The 21,051-nt window shown below is 52.7% G+C and carries 16 protein-coding genes; 3 read left to right on the top strand and 13 right to left on the bottom strand.

The features are described 5' to 3' along the window. Positions 1–95: 95 nt before the first annotated feature. The 8 genes from WFJ73_RS15415 to WFJ73_RS15380 form a co-directional block, all read right to left on the bottom strand. The gene (locus WFJ73_RS15415) at positions 96–1,703 is read right to left on the bottom strand and encodes an ABC transporter substrate-binding protein (protein WP_336773908.1); all 1,608 of its coding nucleotides are present in this window, start codon (positions 1,701–1,703) and stop codon (positions 96–98) included. 64 nt (positions 1,704–1,767) lie between these two features. Further along, positions 1,768–2,649: a carbohydrate ABC transporter permease gene (locus WFJ73_RS15410; RefSeq protein ID WP_127491633.1), complete on the bottom strand. Its 882-nt coding sequence runs from the start codon at positions 2,647–2,649 to the stop codon at positions 1,768–1,770. A 10-nt stretch (positions 2,650–2,659) separates the two neighbouring features. Beyond that, positions 2,660–3,574, bottom strand: a complete 915-nt coding sequence (locus WFJ73_RS15405; RefSeq protein WP_127491635.1) for an ABC transporter permease — start codon at positions 3,572–3,574, stop codon at positions 2,660–2,662. Between the two features lie 75 nt (positions 3,575–3,649). Then, a complete protein-coding gene (locus tag WFJ73_RS15400; protein WP_336773907.1) occupies positions 3,650–5,254 on the bottom strand; it encodes a response regulator transcription factor in 1,605 nt (534 codons plus the stop codon). After that, positions 5,232–7,007, bottom strand: a complete 1,776-nt coding sequence (locus WFJ73_RS15395; protein ID WP_336773906.1) for a sensor histidine kinase — start codon at positions 7,005–7,007, stop codon at positions 5,232–5,234. Before WFJ73_RS15395 ends, WFJ73_RS15400 begins: the two co-directional genes overlap by 23 nt. Before the next feature lie 80 nt (positions 7,008–7,087). After that, positions 7,088–8,095, bottom strand: a complete 1,008-nt coding sequence (locus WFJ73_RS15390) for a LacI family DNA-binding transcriptional regulator (RefSeq protein ID WP_336773905.1) — start codon at positions 8,093–8,095, stop codon at positions 7,088–7,090. 110 nt (positions 8,096–8,205) lie between these two features. Next, positions 8,206–8,937 (bottom strand): ThuA domain-containing protein, encoded by a 732-nt coding sequence (locus tag WFJ73_RS15385; RefSeq protein ID WP_336773904.1) that lies wholly within the window; start codon positions 8,935–8,937, stop codon positions 8,206–8,208. Positions 8,938–8,952: 15 nt separating this feature from the next. Beyond that, positions 8,953–10,002, bottom strand: a complete 1,050-nt coding sequence (locus WFJ73_RS15380; protein ID WP_336773903.1) for a Gfo/Idh/MocA family protein — start codon at positions 10,000–10,002, stop codon at positions 8,953–8,955. 126 nt (positions 10,003–10,128) lie between these two features. On the opposite strand from WFJ73_RS15380, the gene WFJ73_RS15375 reads away from it, so the two are divergent. After that, positions 10,129–10,998, top strand: a complete 870-nt coding sequence (locus tag WFJ73_RS15375; RefSeq protein ID WP_336773902.1) for a helix-turn-helix transcriptional regulator — start codon at positions 10,129–10,131, stop codon at positions 10,996–10,998. A 31-nt stretch (positions 10,999–11,029) separates the two neighbouring features. On the opposite strand, the gene WFJ73_RS15370 is transcribed toward WFJ73_RS15375, so the two are convergent. Continuing rightward, positions 11,030–12,055, bottom strand: coding sequence for a PocR ligand-binding domain-containing protein (locus WFJ73_RS15370; protein WP_336773901.1), 1,026 nt, complete (start codon positions 12,053–12,055; stop codon positions 11,030–11,032). 267 nt (positions 12,056–12,322) lie between these two features. Between WFJ73_RS15370 and WFJ73_RS15365 the strand changes: the two genes are divergently transcribed. Together WFJ73_RS15365 and dhaK are read left to right on the top strand one after the other, a co-directional pair. After that, positions 12,323–13,459, top strand: a complete 1,137-nt coding sequence (locus tag WFJ73_RS15365) for a glycerol dehydrogenase (RefSeq protein ID WP_336773900.1) — start codon at positions 12,323–12,325, stop codon at positions 13,457–13,459. Position 13,460: 1 nt separating this feature from the next. Then, entirely contained in the window at positions 13,461–15,221 is a 1,761-nt protein-coding gene (gene dhaK / locus WFJ73_RS15360; protein ID WP_336773899.1) for a dihydroxyacetone kinase subunit DhaK, read from the top strand. A 79-nt stretch (positions 15,222–15,300) separates the two neighbouring features. Here the strand turns inward: dhaK and WFJ73_RS15355 are convergent, their stop codons facing one another. The 4 genes from WFJ73_RS15355 to WFJ73_RS15340 form a co-directional block, all read right to left on the bottom strand. Continuing rightward, a complete protein-coding gene (locus WFJ73_RS15355) occupies positions 15,301–16,089 on the bottom strand; it encodes an SDR family oxidoreductase (RefSeq protein WP_336773898.1) in 789 nt (262 codons plus the stop codon). 281 nt (positions 16,090–16,370) lie between these two features. Further along, positions 16,371–16,532: a hypothetical protein gene (locus WFJ73_RS15350; protein WP_336773897.1), complete on the bottom strand. Its 162-nt coding sequence runs from the start codon at positions 16,530–16,532 to the stop codon at positions 16,371–16,373. Between the two features lie 120 nt (positions 16,533–16,652). Beyond that, positions 16,653–17,603 carry a hypothetical protein gene (locus tag WFJ73_RS15345; protein ID WP_336773896.1) on the bottom strand — a complete coding sequence of 317 codons (951 nt, stop codon included), beginning with the start codon at positions 17,601–17,603 and terminating at the stop codon, positions 16,653–16,655. A gap of 95 nt (positions 17,604–17,698) precedes the next feature. Beyond that, positions 17,699–21,037: a DUF5107 domain-containing protein gene (locus tag WFJ73_RS15340; protein WP_336773895.1), complete on the bottom strand. Its 3,339-nt coding sequence runs from the start codon at positions 21,035–21,037 to the stop codon at positions 17,699–17,701. Positions 21,038–21,051: the final 14 nt, after the last annotated feature.

The raw sequence follows: 21,051 nt of genomic DNA, 5'->3' as shown, positions 1-21,051 counted from the left end.
AAAATGAAGTCATATCGCCGATTGCTCTCCTGTTTTATCTGCCGTTCAAATAAGAAGGGTATAACCGCTTTGGATTATACCCTTCGTGTTGCTGCTTATTTGCCGTTTGCCGCGCGCCACGCGTCAAGCTGTTTTTGCGCTTCGGCGATGACTTTGTCCACGCCTGCCGCTTTTTGCTTCTCGAGCAATTTCGGAATGTTCTCCTCCGGATCCAGCTGGCCGGATTTCAGTCCGTCCACAAAAGCTTTGTTGGCATTGTCGATAGCGATAATCTCGTTCTTCACCGGTTCCGGATCAAAGATAAAGCCAAACGTGCGGGCCGGACGGCTCGAGACCATCTCGTTAAACTTCTCGTAGTTCTGATATTTGTTCGGGTCTTCGCCTTCACGGGTGTAGTTCAGCATCTGGTTGCCGATCTGCCACATAATATCGTGATAGAAGCCCACGTCATTTGTTGTTTTGCCGTCAGGCAGCGCGATTTGGCCGTTCTTCAGCACGTAATGCTTACCCTCTACGCCGAAGTTGAACAGCGTCAGAAGCTTTTGATCCTTAAAGAACAGATTCAGCAGCATCATGGCGCGGGCCGGGTCTTTCGACGTTTTGGAAATGGCCTGCATCGTCGCCGTCATTTTGCCGGTTTGCAGTCTGTCGACGTTTAACGGGATCTGAATCATTTCATGGCCGGCTTTAATAGATGCGTTAGGCGCTTTAGCTACCGAGCCAATCTCCATGTTAGCCAAAATCTCCATATCGCCTACCAGCGCAAAAGCTTTGCCAGCCTGGATTTTCTTCCACGCATCAAGCCCCGGAGTCAACGCGTCTTTGTTAATAAAGCCCGCTTTGAACCATTTGTGGGTCAAGTCTGCAAGCTCCTTGTAACGAGGCGTTTCAAAAGAATTAATGACATCAAGGCTTTTCGGATCCGTATTTAACGTGTTTACCGCCGCTACGCTCGAGATTGTATCCAGCGTGCCCGACGAATAGTAAGCTTCAAGCGGGAAGCTTGGCGCCGCCAGCGGCGTTACGCCCGGCTCATTATCTTTAATGATTTGAAGCAACGGCTCCAGATCTTCTACTTTGCCGGATTTCAGAGCGGATAAGTCCATGTTGTATTTGTCGACAAGCGCTTTGTCGAGATAGACGCCTTGCGAGCCGCCCAGCTCCTGATGCGTATGAATGCCGTACAGCTTGCCGCCGCGTTTGGCGGGCTCGTGGTAATCCTTTTCTACCGCCTCGATATCCGGGCCGTATTGGGCAAGCAGATCGTCAAGCGGGAGCAATCCGCCCTTCAATACCTGCTGGTTATAGCCTAACCAGTCGGCCGTGAACAGCAGGTCGAACTTCTCGTTGGACGCCATCATAAGGTTCGTCTTGTCGTTCCAAGCGCCCCAGTCAATCGGATTCAGCTTCACCGTCATATTTAATTCCGGGTACGTTTGCTTCAAATAATCGTTCATTCCGGTCTGCACGCTGGCCAGATCGGCTTGCGGCGCGTCCGGGTACACCATCACGACCTCGTAAGGATCAAGCGCCTTCGCTGCGTTATTCGCAGGTTCCGCCGAAGTATTCGCCGAGCTCGAAGCCGTACTCTCTTCCTTGTTGCCGTTTGAGGCTTTGTTCGTCGACGAGCATCCCGTTGCGGCAAACGCAATCGCAAGGATAAGCGTCAGAAGAACAAGCGAGCTGTGTCTAAACCTTTTCATTAAAGTGACCTCCCCAAAATGATCAAGCTTAAGTTCTGTATACTAAACCGAAGCGAGTTCGGACTTAGCCTTTGACTGCGCCTACCGTCAGCCCTTTGACGAAATACTTCTGCAGGAACGGAAACACGAACACAAGCGGGCCGATCGCCACCATTGCCATCGCCATCCGGATCGATTCCAGCGGCTGCGTCACATTGGCGGTATTGCTGTAGGCCTTGTTCGCGATGCTTTGCAGGAACGAAGCGTTCATCAGCGTTTTATTAAGCAGATACTGCAAGGAGTACAGCTTCTCGTTATTGATAAACACCAGGCTTGTGAACCAGTCGTTCCAGTAGGATACGATAGTGAACAGCCCGATCGTGGCCATAACCGGCAGGGACAGCGGCAATATGATGCTGAAGTACGTCCGGTACTCGCTCGCGCCGTCAATCTTGGCCGACTCGACAAGGGACGGCGGAATGCTGTTCGTAAAGAACGTCCGGATAATAAAGACGTTGAAGCCGCCGATTAACCCCGGTATGATAAGCGCAAGCAGCGTATCCTGCACATGAAGGAACCGGGTATAAACCAGATACCAAGGCAGCAGTCCGCCGGAGAACAGCATCGTGAAGAATACATAGAAACCTAGTGCATTCCGATACGGAAACTCAGTTCGAGACAATGCGTAAGCCATAGCTGAGGTAATCAGCAGACTGATGACAACGCCGGTAAGCGTAACCGTGATCGTTACCCCGTACGCTCTCGCGATATTCGCGGAATCATGGATCAGGTAACGGTAGGCTTCCCAGTCGAAATGCTTAGGCCAGAACGTGTAGCCGTTTCGCGTCAGATCGTTCTCATTGGTCACCGATACCATAAAAACGAGCCAGAACGGAATGAGACAAGACAAACTGAACAAGGTTAAGAACAACAGGATAAACGGGTTTGTGCGATTATTCGTCTTCATGCTTGGCCCCCTAGAACAACGCGTTTTCTTTGCTGAATTTCTTCACGATATAGTTGACCGTAAGGACAAGCACAAAGCCAACGACCGATTGAAGAAGACCTGCGGACGATGCGAGCCCCGTATCGCCGGTTACCAGCAAAGCGTTGTAGACGTAGGTATCGATAACCTCGGTTGTTTCCTTCAGCATCCCCGAAGCCATCGTTGCTTGGTAGAACAAACCAAAATCCGCATTAAAGATACGGCCTACCGCAAGCAGCGTCAGAATAATAATGACCGGCGTGATGAGCGGTACGGTTATGCCGGTCATCTGCTTCCATTTGCTCGCCCCGTCAATGCGGGCAGCTTCGTAATACTCTTGGTCGATCCCAACAATCGCGGCCAGATAGACGATGGCGGAATAGCCGACCGTCTTCCACGTATTGACGATCGTGAGGATATACGGCCAATATTTCGGCTCCGCATACCAAGCAATCGTCTCCTTGCCCATCGGTTCGAGAATCGATTTGTTAATAAAACCAAGCTCCGGATTCAGGAAGCCGTAGACGAGGTAACCAACGATAACCATCGATACAAAATTCGGAAGAATGGCGGCACTCTGGAAAAACTTCGACAGCACCTTCCGCCTGACCTCATTGAGCAGAATCGCAAGCAGTACGGCCAATGCCGTATTGATGACAAGGAAAGCGACATTGTACAAAATCGTGTGCTTAATGATCATCCATGCGTCATTGGAGGCAAACAAGAACTTGAAGTTCTGCAGTCCTACCCAATCGCTGCCCCATACGCCCTTCGTATAGTTCAGATCCTTGAACGCCAGGAAAATGCCGAACATCGGAAGATAGTTGTTGATAAATAGCATGATAATCCCCGGTATCGCGAGAATAATCAAGGCGCGATGCTTCAGCAGCCGTCGCAGCACGGGCATGTGTTTCACCTTCTTGTTGTTTGTATGTCCTAAGTATACGGCCGCCCGGCAGACCCCCCTACCGTTTTTGTAACCTCAGTCTAGTCGTTTTGTGACATTGCGGTATTCTTGCGGATTAACCCCGTATTGCTTCTTGAACATCTTCGTAAAATGCGAAAAATTCGAATATCCGACCTGCTGCGCGATTGCGCTGACCGTCATTCCCGTCGTATCGAGCAGCTGTCTGGCTCTTGCCATCTTCGTCTCGATGAGGTAATCAATCAGGTTCTGCCCGGTCTCCTTCTTGAACAGGCGGGACAAATAAGCCGGATTCAAACCGACATGCGCGGCGACATCCTCGCGGGAGATGTCCTCCTCCACGTTCTCTTTCATATACTGAACCGACTTCTGCACCACGCTGTTGCTCTCTAATGCAGTAAAGGCCGCATCCATGACGGCAGAGACGATATTTTCCGCCCAATGCCTGTATTGGGACAAGCTGCGGATTTGAGCCGATGCCCACAGCGGGAAGTTGGGCACCTGGCTTGGGCTCATTCCCTTTACGTGCATAAAGCCGTAAACGACCTGCAGCGTGTCCAGATGGTAGGTCTCCAACTGGTTCTGATGAATTTGACCCGCTTCCAGCTTATCCACGCTCCGGTTAATCAAGGAGATCACCTTGTCCCGTTCCTTGTTCAGCATATAGGACGACCATTCCGTTACGTTAATATTGTCCGGCACAAGCAGCGGCGCGGCCGCACTGCCTTGCGGCACGTACATAATGACCGACTGCGATTCCTTGACGTTATGACGCTCCTTGTCCTTCAGCCCTTCGCATAACCCGGACACTTCCTGCAGGCTGACGAACTTTCCGATATAACAGGTGATCTGGCAGTAGAAATAGGTTCGGCATACTTCGATGAACCTTCTGCAGATCTCGGTCCAGCTGCCCGCGGACCGGGCGGCTCCTCCCGTATAGACCATCGCGAACATCACGCCGCTCCGGTCCGTAATCACATCCCCGGCGCAGCCTGAGAGGAACAGCTCTCCGGCGGCTTTTTTCACCGCGTACTCCATAATCTCCTGATCCCGCGCATCAAGCGGCTTATGCCATTCTTCGATGCTGATGAGAATGGGCATCACTCTGCCGTCCGCTTCCAGCTCGATTTGGGCATCCTTCAGTCCCCGCTCAAGAAAATCGCCGAACGACAGCTGACGCCTCGACAACATATCCTGCCAGAAACGTTCGGCGAGCAGCGGCTGCTGCTTGCGCCACAGCTCCGCGTATTTGCGGTACTCGGCATGATGCTGTACGCTCTCTTCCTTCTCTCTAACAGCTTGAAGCATTAAGGAGACCGCCTGCACCAGCTCCTGGCCGTCGACCGGCTTCAGCAAATAATCGAAGCTGCCGAGGTTAACCGCCTGCTTGGCGTAAGTAAACTCCGAATGGCACGTAAGAAACAGAGACTCGGTATGCGGGGAATGCTGTTTCACCCAGCGGACCAGCGACAATCCATCCTCGTCGGGCATCTCGATATCGCAGACGAGAATATCGATGCGGTGCTCCTTCATGATTGTTCTTGCGGCATCGGCGTGATTGGCGGTAAACACGGCTTCAATGCCCAGCGTAGACCAATCGTTGCATTCGCAAATGCCGTCCACCGCAAATTTCTCGTCGTCAACGACCAGCATCCGCGCCATGTTCATCCCGCTCCTTTGTATGATCGATAGGTAAAGTCAGCCGTATGGCTAATCCTTTTGGTTCGTTTGGCCGGAAGCTGATCCGGGCCAGGCTGCCGTAACGCATCGCCGCCCGCTTCTTCACATTCCAGATTCCGATATGATTGTCATCCGAGGAGGGCTTGTATTGCTCCGATGCCAGCTCCTCCATCCGCTCCTCGCTTAAGCCTCTGCCGTTATCCTTCACTTCAATCTGCATCAGGCCGGAGTCCTCGGCGTCCCGCAAGGCCGTGATTTGAAGCAGGAAAGGCTCTCCTTTGACGCTCATGCCGTGAATCATCGCATTTTCCGCAAACGGCTGCACGAGCAGCGAAGGAATACGGGCATCCAGAAGCTCCTCCGCGCACCCGATCTCGAATTCGAAGGTATCCTGATACCGCATCTTCTGAATCTCCAAATAGTTGCGGATATGCTCAAGCTCCTGCGACAGCGTGATCGTATCCCGGCTTGTACCCAGCATAAACCGGAAGTAGCCGACCATATGGCGGACCGTCTTCTTCACCAGCTCGTATCTTTTCAAATCCGCCAATTGAAAAATAATGTTCATCGTATTGAGGAAAAAATGCGGATTGATCTGCGTCTGCAGATGCTTCAGCTCCGCCTTCTGCGCGTTCAGTCGCTCCTCGTACACGTCGATCTTAAGATCCTTGATCTCGTCCATCATGTTGTTAAAGGTATGATTAATTATCGCAAACTCGGTAATCGGCGAATCCGGCAGCTTCATCTCCATATCCCCGTCCTTCACCCGCCGGATGGTGCCAAGCAGCTGGAGGATCGGGGCCAGGATTATGCGCCGGAATACAAAGAGATAGACAAGCAGAATAATCAGGACAAACAGCGGAAGCAAATTTATAATCGTCTGGAATTGCTTCAGCCCTTTCAAGAGATCCGAATACGGCAGAACCACGGCCATGCTGATCCCGCTGAGCGGCGACTTGCTCGTAATGACAAACAGCTTCTTGCCTCCGTCCGAATAGGAGAAGGACGTATTCCTGGCCAGCTTATCGGCCGGAAGCCGAAAATCCTTGCTTAAGCTGCCTGACGGCTTGGACAGAATCATCCCGTCTTCTCCGGCAAACAGCACGTCGCCGCCCGTCCGCACATCCTTAAGAGGCAGCTTTAACGTATTCATGCTGATCAAAGCGCCGATATAAGCGTTATTGGTCGTATCATCGCTGACGACCCTGTGCAAATAATAGTCCTGCCCAATCTTGACGATCTTCCATTGATACAGAAGCGGATGCAGCTCTTCGGCGTTATTCAGGGTCTGCGTAATCCAGCTGCTCACCTGGTCATGGTCGGTGTCCGATATGACATTGGTTGTCGCCAGAACGTTATTGGGCTTCGAATACACGTAGAACATGTCTACCGTATGGTAATAGGAGCGGTAAGCCGAATTTCTCTGGATCAGCTCCATCTGGGCAAAATAGTATTCGGAATCCGACAGCCCAATCTGTCCGAACTTCTGAAAGTTCTCATCATGGTCCACGTTGTAGACCATATTCGTCGTTATATCGTCCAGACTGCGGTCGATCATATTCAGATTGGAATTCACCAGATTCTGATAGGAATTCGCCACCTGCGTAAGCACGACATCCTGTGCGTAATGACCGGCAGCAAACAGAATAAGCAGGAGCGGCAGGGTGACGGCCGAGAACAGCAGGACAAACCGCGAGCTTAGCTTTTTCGTTTTTTTCATGGATTTTCCAAACATGGTGGAACCTCCCGCACCCAATCTAAGAGCAGAAAATGCGTGACAGACCCGTTACACTGGCCCGCCACGCATTTTCTGTTTTATGTACGCAAATCCTTGACCGTCTGCCTTTCCACAATCTCATGCGGAACAATAAAGCTCGGGACGATCTTTCCCGTTTCAATCATCGTAATGACCTTGTCGACCGCATCGCGGCCTAACTGCAGCAACGGCTGCCCAACTGTCGTCAGCGCCGGGTAAACCATCCTCGACAGCCGGATATTATCGTAGCCGATCACGGACAAATCCTCAGGCACCCGGATGCCTTGCCGCATAGCGGCATTCATGGCTCCAACGGCCATTTCGTCGCTAGCGGCAAATACGGCCGTTATCCCGCGCTCTTGCTCCAGCAGCGTCTCCATCGCCGCCTGTCCGCTGTCATAATGGAAATCCCCGTAAGCAACCCGCGAGCTGCGGAACGGAATTCCTTTGTCACACAAGGCATCCTTATAGCCCTGCAATCTTGGTATGCCCGCGATCGGATCCTCCGCCGTGCCGGCGATCATCGCGATATCCTTATGTCCCTTGTCGATCAGATAACGTACCGCATCGTACGAGGCCTGCCGGTCATCGACCTTCACAAACGGAACCTTCGGATCCTCATTCTCGGAGGAGACGAGCACAATCGGCACCTGCATCGTATCCAGCATCTGCTTGTATTCATGCTTAAGCACTTCGCTTGCAAAAATAATGCCGTCGATCTGCCGTTCCCGAAGCACCTGCAGATACTTCATCGTCCGGTTCCCGTCTACCGCCGTATTGCATACAAGCACGCTGTAGCCCCGCTCCAGCGCATACTCTTCGATCCCCTGCAGAACGGCCGATGCGAACTCGTTGGTAACGGCGGGGAACATCACTCCAATCGTCTGGGTGCGCCTGTTGTTCAGGTAACGCGCTATGGCGTTTGGATGATAACCCATATCCTCTATTGTCTTAATCACCTTTTGTTTGGTTTTATCGGAATAGCCTGTTAATCCGTTTAGAACCCTGGAAACAGTGGCGATTGATACATTGGCTTCTCTAGCAACATCTCTGATTGTCGGTATCATAGACCATCCATCTCATTCCATGAAGTATTGCCCCGTCCATTTTACGTAACCGGTTACCTCAAAGTATATGGCCCTGAAAAACTTTCTGTCAATCGCCTTGAAATAGTAAATTATTTACTTATTTTTTCTAATGGTTCTACGCGACCGTAGGATGCTGCCGCGCCTTGTGCCGGTGCTGCCCAATTTACGGCATTTTTGATCACGTGAAGAATCTCCGGCTGATGATAAATCGGGAACGTTTCATGTCCCGGACGGAAGTAGAACAGCTTGCCTTTGCCTCTGCGGTAGCAGCAACCGCTGCGGAATACTTCCCCGCCTTCGAACCAGGAGATGAACACCAGCTCATCCGGTGCCGGAATCTCGAAGCGCTCGCCGTACATCTCTTCCTTCGGAATTTCGATGTATTCGCCGAGACCGTCGGCAATCGGGTGACCGTGCTCAATAACCCAAAGCCTTTCCTTCTCGCCGTCATCCCGCCATTTGAGCGCGCCGGTCTTTGTTCCGAGCAGCTTCTCGAACACTTTGGACGCATGGCCCGAGTGAAGAACGATCAGCCCCATGCCCTGCAGCACCCGGTCTCTTACCTTCTCGGCAATATCGTCCCGCACTTCATGATGGGCCAGATGCCCCCACCAGATCAACACGTCGGTGTTATTCAGTACTTCGTCCGTGAGACCATGCTCCGGCTCGTCAAGCGTAGCGGTTCCAACCTCAAGGCCTTCAATGGTTTTCAGGTATCCGCCAATGGCATTATGAATGCCTTCCGGATAGATGCCTTTTACATGCTCGTTATGCTTCTCGTGGCGATACTCGTTCCATACGGTTACTTTTATTTGCTTCATGTTTGTTAGTGCCTCCTATTGTTGAATGGTGATCCAGCGTTCTTCGGTAAAAGATTGAATAATCGCGTCTACGGCCAACTGATTGATATAACCGTCCTCTATCGTGGCGTCCATGCCGTCGCCTTGGCCGCTCAAGAGGCGAAAGAACGCCTGCATTTGACCTGTCCGGCAGTGATCCGGGATGTCGACCGGCCGGAATTGTTCATCGCCTTCCTCCTTGAACTTCACTTGAAGCGAGTCTGCCGCATCCAAGGTATAGACAAGAGCGCCTCTGGAGCCGTAAATTTCAATCTGCTGATAATTGCCCCGCCCGTAAGCGAAACGGGAGATCAGCATGGAAGCCGATATGCCTCCCTCCATCCGGGAGAGGACATGGCAGAAGTCATCCACGTCTACCTCGCCTTGGCCGGAGCCGTCCAGCAGATCCCGCTGCTTGATAATCGTATCCGCATCGGCAATCACGCGCTGCGTATTGCCAACCAGGAAGCGGGTTAGATCCAGGATGTGGCAGCCAAGGTCGCCAAAGGCTCCCGATCCGGTAACTGACTGCACGAACCGCCATACAAGCGGAATATCTTCATGGATGCCCCAATCCTGCAAGTATTGGCTATAAACGTGACGGATCGTGCCCAGTCTTCCTTCTTCGATAAGCTGCTTGGCGTATCGGGCGGCTGCTTTATAGCGGTAGGAGAAGCAGATCATATGAGGCAGCGGTTTATTCTGCAAAGCCGCCCGCAAGGCGGCCGCTTCCTCCGCGTTCATCCCGACCGGCTTCTCCAATGCAAACGGCTTGCCGTGCTCGATGGCTGCCATTGCAATGGCGAAGTGGCTGACGGTTGGCGTGCCGATGGTGACGGCATCCACCTCCGGATTGCGAAGCAGCTCGGTATAGCTGAGGTAAGCACGATCCTCGGGAATATTCCACTGCGCGCGCCTTGCGGCAAGGCGCTTCTCATCCTCGTCGCAGATCGCCCAAATCTCGGCCTCCCCGCTTGCGAGTATGCCTTCGCTATGAAAGTCGGCAATGCCGCCAAGTCCGATAATACCGATTTTTAATTTACTCATACGCACCATCCCAACGATTCCCGGATTTAAAACCACACCATCAGATTAGCCTGTGATAGAATGATTGAAAATGGCGGATCGAGACACTTTTTGTACAATAGCGACTTTTAGAAAAAGGGGAATGTTATGCTGGCCGTAAACATGGAGCTTGTCCCTACCGTTACGTTTCTCGGATTCGTGGCTTACACGAGCCCTTGGATTCACTTCAAACGGAACGTCGACGAATATATTCTGTACATCATCAAAAGCGGAGAACTGCACATCGAGGAGAATGGCGAGCGTTACGTATTGCGTAAAGGTGACGTGTTTATGCTGGAGCCGAATCTGGATCACGAAGGATTCGAGAAGCATGTATGCGACTATTACTACATTCACTTCAAGCATCCGGATATTCAAACGGTACATATCGAGGATATGGAGAGTTACGCGAGGAGCTTCTTTCTGGAGGATCAGGAACCGGAGGCCGGCTGCAGCCATGGCTTCCCGAAGCATTTTAACCTGGCGAACCTAAACGCGCGGAGTCAAGTGTACAATCACCTGAATGAGATGGGGCAGCTATACCAGCGGAAAAATTATAACCGCAGCATGACGGCCCTCAAGCTGGCAGAGCTGTTCGTCCAATTGTCCCGATCTTATCTTGCGGAGCATCTGCAAAGCGCAAGGAAGCGGTCCACCAAAGGAGAGGCTACCGCTTACGAGCTGCTGGATTACATCCACCAGCATTACCCGGACAAAATAACGGGCTCCGATATCGAAGCCCGCTTTGATTGCAATTTCGATTATTTGAACCGGATCTTTAACAAGATTACCGGCTGCTCCATTACGCATTACGTCAATAAAGTAAGGGTGAACCGAGCCCGGGAGCTGCTGGAGAAAACGCATATGACCATCGGCGAGGTCGCCGAGCTGGTTGGCTTCAGCGATATTTATTATTTCAGCAAAGTGTTCAAGAAATACGTCGGGCTTTCTCCTGCTTATTACAAAGGGACAAGGTGAAACGGTTACGACGTTTCGAGGCAAGCAACGATTAGGCCTTGTCCCGGTAGATTTTCCGGTAGGCGGCAGGCGTGAGACTCTCGAACTTTTTGAACGTCTTGATAAAATAACCCGCGTCTGCGAAGCCAAGCTCGTCGCTGATCTGGTTGACGGACAGCCCGGTTGTCTCAAGCAGCTCCTTCGCCCAGCCGATCTTCAGATGCGGGACAAACACCGAGAAATTCTCGCCCGTCTCCTTCGTGAAGATCCGGCTGAAATAACTCGGGCTGACATGGCATACGGCAGCCATCTCCTTGAGGTCCGCATTCTCATGCTTATGGCGGAAAATATAGTCAAAGGCCGGCTGCAGAATAGAGTTGCCTGCCTGGTAGACGCTCGAGGATTTCTTCAGCTTTTTCTCAATCAGCGTATGGGACAGCTCGCTTTGCAGCGCTTGTATATGTTCATAGGAGGAATCAATCGTATGAATGGGAGCGGCAGCCGGATTCTCGCGCGACAAGGAGTCACGGTACATCTGAAGCATGTCACTCTTACGGATCGCTTCCTCCACGATATAGTTGCATAGATGGAACAGCATATCGGCGATTTTCTCTACTTCCTCGTAAGACAACACCGGCAGCGACCGGTACTGCTCCTGCAGAGCGTTGAACTTTTTATCCGTCTCCGCATTGGGCGGCCTTGTCACGATCTGCTCAATCGGCACATCGGGATCGCTCAGCTTTACCTGCCCCGCCATAACGGCGCCAATATATTGGTTGTCCACTACAATCGGAATCGCTATATCGAGAATTTGAAAATGGCATTGATAAATATAAGGCTTGTTCGACCGGACCGCCTCGAGTCCCCCGCGCGCGTCGCATTTCTGGCAATAGGACGATAACGTGGGATCCTTTCGCACCTCGCGGCAGAATGCCTGGCATTCGCTATGCTTGGAGACGGGGATACCCTTGTAATCGACCGTAATAATCGCCATCTTCGTTACAAGGGACATGGAATCCTGAAGCTTATGCCATTTGTCGATGTCCATAATTTGTTTCAGATCGTATCTTGCGTTCATTGGGATCGCTCCAAACCTGAAGGGATGCCTCTATTATACTAGAACCCGTCGTCAGGACAAAATAGTACAATTCCAGGAAGGTTAGAGCATAAAAACACCATCGTAATCTGCTTTATTTTGCGCTTATCGTACAATGCTTCGTCCCGCCTCCTAAATTTATAATGAGAGTAGTCCGTAAGCTAAAGCTTACCATGGCTCATGATTACGAAGTATGAATTACCGCATAAGCAACCCTGCATGACCATTCATTTTAGGAGGTTATTCGAAATGAGAAAAGCATTTATCAGCCCAAGCAAATACGTTCAAGGTGAAAACGAACTGCTTAACCTCGGCTTTTTTGTTCAATCGTATGGCGATTCCGCCCTTCTTATTGCTCATCCCGAAGATGTAAAGCGCGTAAAGGACAAGCTGGACTTTACTTCTAATAAATTCCATATTACGCTGGTTGAAAGCGGATTCCGCGGCGAATGCTCCCGCGAGGAGATTGCCAGGCTGAAAGAGCTTGCCCGCGAGAAAAACTGCTCCTGCACGATTGGACTCGGCGGCGGCAAAGCGATCGATACCGCTAAATGCGTGGCCGAAGGCGAAGCGCTTATTATCGTTCCGACGATTGCGGCGACCGATGCTCCAACCAGCCATTCCGCCGTTATTTACACGAATGACGGGGCTTTCGAGGATTACGCATACTTCAAATCCAGCCCTAGCGTTGTTATGATCGACACGACCGTTATTGCGAATGCCCCTACCCGCTTCCTCGTATCCGGCATGGGCGACGCGCTGTCGACTTACTTTGAAGCAAGAGCAACTTCCCGCTCCTTCTCCAAAGTAAATGCCGGCCTGCCTAACGGCGTACATGCCGGCGCGGCGCCAATCGCCCGCGGAACCAAAGCGGCGCTTGCGCTTGCGAAGCTCTGCTATGAGACACTTCTCGAGGACGGCGTGCAAGCGAAATTGGCAAGCGACAGCAATAAAGTAACGACGGCGCTTGAGAACATCATCGAGACCAACATCCTGCTCTCCGGTCTTGGCTTCGAAAGCGGCGGCCTTGCGGCAGCCCATGCGATCCATAACGGTCTGACCGTGCTAGAAGGCACGCATCACTATTTCCACGGCGAGAAGGTTGCCTTCAGCACGATTGCGCAGCTCGTTCTGGAGAACGCGCCAAAGGAAGAAGTAAACGAAGTGCTTGCATTCTGCGCGGCGGTTGGACTGCCGGTATGTCTTTCCGACATCGGCGTAGACAGCATTACGGACGAGGAGCTTGCACAGGTTGCGGCGCTTGCCTGCATCCCGGAAGAATCGATTCATGCTATGCCATTCCCGATTACGGAGGAAGCGGTAGCCGCTGCGATCATCGTTGCCGATCAGCTCGGCCAGGCTTTCAAACAAGGAAGGAAGTCGTAAGATGAAGAAGATCATCAATCAGCCGGAAACGCTTGTCCGCGAGATGTGTAACGGACTTGCGATGGCGCATCCGGGTCTTGAATTCAACTCTAAATATAAAGTCATGAAGAAAAAAGACATCAATGCCGCGAAAGTGACATTAATCAGCGGCGGCGGCAGCGGCCACGAGCCTGCTCATGCCGGCTTTATCGGCAAAGGGATGCTGGATGCGGCGGTCTGCGGCGACGTCTTCGCCTCCCCTTCCCAAATCCAGGTCTATCAGGCGATCAAGTCTACGGCAAGCGAGCAAGGCACGCTGCTTATTATCAAGAACTACAGCGGCGACATGATGAACTTCAAGAATGCCGCTCATCTTGCGGCGGAAGACGGCATTCAGGTCGATTACGTCAAAGTGGACGACGATATTGCCGTTGAAGACAGCCTGTATACGGTTGGACGCCGCGGCGTTGCCGGTACGGTGCTTGTTCACAAGATTGCCGGTGCGGCGGCGGAAGCGGGACGGAATCTCGCCGAAGTAAAAGCCGCGGCCGAGAACGCGATTGCCCATGTCCGCAGCATCGGGTTTGCTTTTACCTCCTGCACGGTTCCGGCGAAAGGCACGCCTACGTTTGCGATTGGCGAAGACGAAATGGAATACGGCGTTGGCATCCACGGCGAGCCCGGGATCCGCAGAGAGAAGCGGATTTCCGCCAACGAGCTGGCAAGGCGCATGGTTTCGGAGCTGCTTGCCAGCCTGGGCATGAGTGCCGGTTCCACCGAGGAAATTGCCGTTCTGGTTAACGGCTTTGGCGGCACTCCGCTTCAGGAGCTGTACCTCTTGAACAACGCCGTCATGCGCGAGCTGCATGAAAAAGGCATTGCCGTTAACAAGGTGTTTGTCGGCAACTACATGACCAGCATCGATATGGCGGGTGCATCCCTGTCCATCATGAAGCTGGACGAGCAGCTGAAGCAGCTGCTGAACGAAGAATGCGATACGCCTGCCTTCCTCGTGCGCGGCGGTGCCTCGGAGAACGTGTCTTATGTTGCATTGGAGGAGCAGGCGGCAATCGCAGAGAACGTATCTTACCGCGTTGAAACGAGCGAAGAGTTTGCCGTAATCGAGAACGGAAAGCTGTCCCTCCGTAATATGACTTATCTCATTGATAAGATGAGCGAGATCATTATTGAGAACGAAGTGCCATTCTGCGAGCTGGATTCCCATGCCGGCGACGGGGACTTTGGCATGAGCGTGGCAAAAGGCTTCAAGCAGCTGAAAGCGGAATGGAAGGATATCGTGAGCGAGTCCGAGGATATCGGCAGCTTCCTGCATGCCTGCTCCCTGATCATTATGGAGCATTGCGGCGGTGCGTCCGGCCCGATCTGGGGCTCGGCCTTCCGCGCGGGCGGCAAATATGCCGAGGGCAAAACCGAGCTGTCCGTTGCCGAGGTAGCGGAACTGCTTGATGCGGTAGTAAAAGGCATTCAGGCAACCGGCGAAAGATCGTTTGGCCGCGGCGCCGTTGTAGGCGACAAGACGCTTATCGACGCGTTGATTCCTTACGCGGAAAGCTGGAAATCCGCTGCGGAAGCGGGAACCGAGCTGAAGGCTGCCGGCATTGCGGCTGCCGAAGCAGCGGTCGAAGGCGCCAAACAAACCGAATCGATCGTTGCCCGCATGGGCCGCGCCGGCACCGTCGGCGAACGCAGCATCGGTTATCCCGATGCGGGCGCTTATGCGCTTGGCGTTATTTTCACGGGATTGTCCGTCGTGTTGAAATAGTGGATGGATATACGAAACAGCAGCAGTCGTGATGACTGCTGCTGTTTTATTTCACGGATGAGGTTTTGCTCTGACACCCTTAAAATCCGCCTCTGGAATGAATAATTTGACCGGTAATCCATTCTGAATCATCGCTTGCAAGAAACGTGATCAGACGTGCTGCATCTCCAGGAAGACCGATCCGACCCATAGGGAACTGAGGCAGCAGCGCTTCCTTTACCTCTTCGGACATCCAGCCCGAATCAGTGGGACCGGGATCAACAGCATTTACGGTTATGCAAAGCGGTGCCAGCTCTGCGGCCAGTGATTCGGTAAAAATAGAAATAGCGCCTTTTGTGGCCGCATACGCAAGATTTCCGGGCATAGGCCCTTTCCCCTGGCCAGAGGTAAGATTGATGATTCGTCCGCCTAATTTGCCACCGGTGGATTGCTCCGCCTCAAGCATGCGGGCAAATTCGGCACTCAACATAAATGTACCCCTGATATTTACCGCGCAATGCGCGTCAATCAGAGCTTCGGTCAACTGCCGGAAATCTGCATCCACGCTGTAAGTCGCGTTATTCACGAGAATGGTCGGAACACCAACGGTCTTCCGCACTTCTTCCAACAGCAATAAACCCGAACCCGGCAAAGCAAGATCCAACTCCATATGTCCTACTTTTCCACCTGATTGATGAAGCTCCCCGGCAAAAAGATCCGGCCAGCTTTCATTGGCGTCATTCGGATATATATTTTTATCGTAGTCATACAGATGCGTAAAGAACAGATCGGCTCCTTCGGCGGCAAACGCCCGGCAAATGGCGGCTCCAATTCCGCCGGGGCGACTTACACCCGTGACGATAGCGATTTTCCCTTGTAATCTGGTCATTATAGATTTACCTCCCATTATCCGTTAGTGAACCCTCTAACGAAACCTCATATGCTTATCGATCAAAAAACAACAGTTTTACGATTCTAACGAAACCTCGTAACGCTTTTTGGTTCCTTGAAGACATCATAATACGTTTTTATGGACAATAGCGATATGAGGATTCGTTACAAATCCAAATACCATCATTTCGAGATAATAGCGATATGGAGGTTCGTTAGCGCAGTAAGACGCAAAGAAAAACAGCCAATCAACTGACTGGCTGCCCGCATGTTAAAGGTTCATTTTTTGTTTTTCTTCGAAGCCATCCAGAAAACGAGAATGACGATTGGAATAAAGATAAACCAAGGAATATGAATCGTGCTTTGGGTAATGACGGCGAGCACCAGCAAGCCTAGCACGCCAATAATAAGCCAGAGGCAGCCTCTGCCGAACGTCTCCATGCCTACGAATCCTCCTCCCTCTTCGACAACCTTCTTTAAGCCCATTGTATTAATCGGAACCCGATAATAAAACGGCGAGGCAACAAAAAGCCCGGAGAAGAAAAAGGTTATAGACGTTGCTTATTGGTTTTGTTTATTTTCAAGCTCCAGCTCAAGATACCATTCGTACCTGCCGTAACCCGGAATAACCGAGGTTTCTCCCTCGTCCCAAGCCGAGGAGGCATCGTCAAGGAAGCCTGTTGCCGGCTCCAGCGCGACATGATACTGATTCAAATAACCGCCGTAATTCGCCCATACCGCCAAATAAGGAACCTGCTCCTTGGGGAAGGTCATCGTAAGCATCTCCCCGCTGGCTGGATCATGCAAGGAAGCCCGGCCTTCCGGCAGCGTGCCGTCAAAATAAAACTTCTCCGCGGTTTCCGCTTCAGCCGCTTCCGTGATATTTAAGCTAACGTCCGGCAGCGGCCGTGGCCATGGCAGAAGCGTTCCCTTATCGCCTAGTCTGCGATTATGGGAGTAGGACACCGCAATTCGTTCCAGCCTTGCGGGTACGATAATTTCCATTCCCTCTTCGACTTGAAACAAGGGATGAGCCGCCCAGAGAAATGGGAGAGGATCGGAGCCTAGATTATGTGCGATGTAATCAATTCTCAAGTTGCCTTCTTCCGTAAAAGAGTAGGTCTTCTCCAACCGGTAGGGCAGTCTGCGGCCTTCCACTTCGCAAAACAACCGATCGTCCCGCAGGCCGCATTGCCAAGCCAGCGACCATACCTCGCCGTGATCGGGCAGATCGATATCCGCCCACGGCGCTTGCCGCAGACGGCAAGCGTCAACCGTAGGGAACATCTCGTCCCAGCCGCTGCCGTCGCCTTCCGCGAATGAACTGGCATAACCCAAGTTGCCAAGCGGAAGCGTAGTGCGGGACAACCACTCCCGGCGGGTGGCAGCATCCTTCAGCGATACGACCTTGCTGCCCAGCGACGGAATAAGCGTCAACTCCAGCTTTGAAGAACGGCCTCTCCACGCCTCGTAACCCTCGAACATCACTTTCTCCCAATGCATGCTTGTCATTGTCTTCAAGCACCTCCCGTTCTTATTGAAGCAGCTTCCGCAAATAAGGGAGCGCTGCGCAGTCACGGACAAGACTGTACCTCGCTCCCGAAAAATTATGACATGTAGGCCGAAGCCGGCAAGCAACGATGAATAGCGGCACCCTGGTGGGTCGGTTCAAGCTCCAGCACTTCTTGGAAATGTTCTTCGGCTATTGCCGCCTGCCCTAAGCCTAATTGACCAAGCGCTATCATGTAGTGGCAATGAATGCGGTTCTTTTTGTCCAGATCCTCGTCGAAGACCAGAAAGTCCGGTAGCGATACCGCAAAGTAATCGATCTTCTGCGGCTGGAACAAATGCTGCTCGCCGTAGTCGACCAGCTTATTGAACCGGCTGCGGGCTTCCCGCTCGCGTCCGAGCTCGCGCAAAGCCACGCCTTGGTAATAAATCATGTGAGGCGGCTGGTCGTTGTAGAACATGGCGCTGGTTGGTTCGTCTAGCCCTTCCGAAGCCAGCGACCAGAAGGCCTGCGCCTGCTCAGCGTTGCCGAGAATCCGGTACGCCATGCCGAGATAGTAATTGATATTGTTCTCTTGCGCGCCATCAAGCTTGCCCTCGTTAATGGACAACGGATATTGTTTGGCCGCTTCCAGCTGTTTGATGGCTTCGCCGGCTTGCCCTTGCTCCAGAAGCTGCTTAGCCAGCTCTACGCGGGCCAGTACGTATTGAGCCGGCACCTTTCCTTCTCCACCCTCCCAAGGATGGAAATGGCGGGCGAAGATGAGCCTCAGCGCTTCTTCATGACGGCCAAGCGAGTTGTGAAGCGTTACGTATTCAAGATACAAATCATCGCGAAGCTCCACCAGCTCTTTATTCCGCTCCAGGACGGTCAGGCGCTGCTCCGCCGTATAGGCCAGCTTCTTGTACAGCTGATCCAGCTCGTAGAAAATGCGGGCGTCATCCGGCGCCAAGGCATGCGCTTTCTCAAGCGAAGCCAAAGCGGCTTCCGGCTTGTTCTGTTTATTGTAATAAGCAAGCGCGAGATTACGGTGCACGGTCGCGTAATTGCCGTCGATGGCGGCCGAGGCTTCCCAGCTTGCCGCGGCATCGGCGTGGCGCTTCTTGTCATACAGCAGATTACCGAGATAATACAACGCTCTTGCGTCATCCGCGCGCATCCGGGATGCATGGGTCAGAGCAATGTAATCCGCAATCGTATTCGGGAAGCAGTAGGCTGGATTCGCCTCTTGACCAAGCGAGTAGCAGTAGTTGCCGGCTGTATGGTCTCCGGCCATATGGTGGTAATAGCCCTGATAATAATGCACCATCGGATAGACGCTGCCCGCCGTACGCTCCTCGATTCGTCCCAGCACGTCAAGCGCTTCGGCGTACAATCCGGCATCCGCGTAATCCTGCGCCAGCGAGATGTAATTGTGGGCATCATCCCGCATAAGGCCGGCGAGAGCTGCCAACGCTGACGAGGCTTGCTCTTCTCTGCCCTCAAGCAGGTGAATGCGAATCCATTCGTTGCGCGAGCCAAAGTCGATCGGATCGTAATCGGATGTTTCCGTCGCCAGCCGCCCTGCTTCTTCCAGGCGTCCCAGTCTGCGCAGCAGAGCCATTTTTAACAGCCGGGCCTTGCGGTTGCGATACTGCGCATCGAGAGAACGATCGATTAACTCCAGCGCCTCCTCGTATTTGCCGTTGCCAGCAGCCAGTTGTGCAAGGTTTAAGTATCCTGCAGCCTGCCAAGCTCCGGACCAGACCGACTTATAGAATGCGGCGAACGCTTCCTCGTGACGCCCCTGCCATTTGAGCACCTTGCCCAAATGGAAGAACGGCTCCGCATCGTATGGCCGTGCATTATGCCGCGTCAGCGTCTCGATCGCGCGCCGGAAATACGTCTCGCTCTCCGCGAACCGGCCGCGGCGCAGCAGCAGCAAGCCGTAAGCATTGTTCAGGCGAATATCTCCCGGATCACGCTTAAGTCCTTCCAAGTAGTAAGGATCAGGCTCGTAAGTAGCATGCCGGTACTGTTCCAGATGCTGCGCCGCCAGGAATAGCGCCTCCGTGCTGCGAAGCTCTTCCGGCTCGCCAATCGCTTTTGCCGGATCCGGCGTCTTCTCCAGCTGCTTCCGCTGCGGACGATAGCTGACAAGCTCTTTGCCGTTTTCCGCGAATACCGCAAGCTTCAGATTTTCCTCCAGCTCCCCTTCTTCAAGAACCACTGTTGCGGCAAAAACCTGGGATGGCGATAAATCCGCCGTCTGATCGATATAAGTGCGGGCTGCCCCCTTCAGTACGATGCGGGCATTTTCGTGGACCGAAGTCGCATACGCATTTACGCTAGCCTGCCGGCCTTCGACTTCCAGATTGACCGCGGCGTCAATGGTGGCGTTTTTCACCATGCCGACTTCCTTGTAAGGCATAAAGTATTGCTTGAAGCTTTTTTCCTCGTACGGCTGCAGCCATGTGAAGTCCGGCTGGTTATCCGTATAAACGCCCGTCATCAGCTCGATGTAAGGCCCGTCCTCGTCCGTCAGGTTCCGGTCCCAAGCCTGGCCGAATTCGCCATGCCCCCAGGTCCATTGTTTTTTGCCGGGAGACACATGCTTGTTGGCAATATGAAGAATGCCCGCTTTGACGTTGTGGTCATAACCACCGACAAAATCGTAATCCGACCGGTACGCCATGTATGAAGTAGGTACCGGTATGTTGCGGTAACGGGAGATGTCGACTCCTTCGGAATAATCCATTTTGTAATACGTCCCGGTTGCGATCGGGAATTTGGATACATCCCGCTTGCCATGGTCAAACACGGCGTGAACGTCGGGTGGAAATACGGACTGCGTATGGTCGTTGACCGCAACCGCCGGATTCGCCCACCATAGGAACGTTTGCGGCTCGGAGGTCCGGTTGAACAGCTGCGCGCTTATTTCCAGATAGGCCTTCCCCGGAAACAGGGTGAAGCCCGTCGTTACCTTGGTGCCGTACATCCGGTCGATCTCGCCGACCCATACGGTTTTGCTGCCGTCCGCATTTTCCCGAATATCGCATTCCACCGGTCCGTAGGTGTTCGGACGGTGATGCTGCGGCCAGTTGAACTCAATGCCGCCGGAGATCCAAGGACCGGCAAGTCCAACCAGAGCCGGCTTGATAACCTGGTTATGGTAGACGAAATCATAATCGTTCGTTTTGTCCACCGCCCGGTAGATCCGGCCTCCAAGCTCGGGCATCAATTGAATTTGCACGAATTCATTTTCCAAAAAGACGATCCGGTAAGGCTTCATCACCTTCTCGTCGTAAATCTTGTCGATAACGGGATGCGGATAGACGCGTCCCGAGCTTCCTTGATAGACGCGTTTCTCCAGAAACATCGGATTAGGGTCCGGTTTCCCGACTTCATAGGTGGGCAGCTCTACCGTCTGCTCCCATACTTTCACTTCAGCAGCCATTCTTGATTCATCCT

This window comes from Paenibacillus sp. MMO-58 (assembly GCF_037146255.1).
Taxonomy (GTDB): domain Bacteria; phylum Bacillota; class Bacilli; order Paenibacillales; family Paenibacillaceae; genus Pristimantibacillus.
Note: the sequence above shows the minus strand (reverse complement) of the source record. Positions and strands in the feature narration are given on the sequence as shown.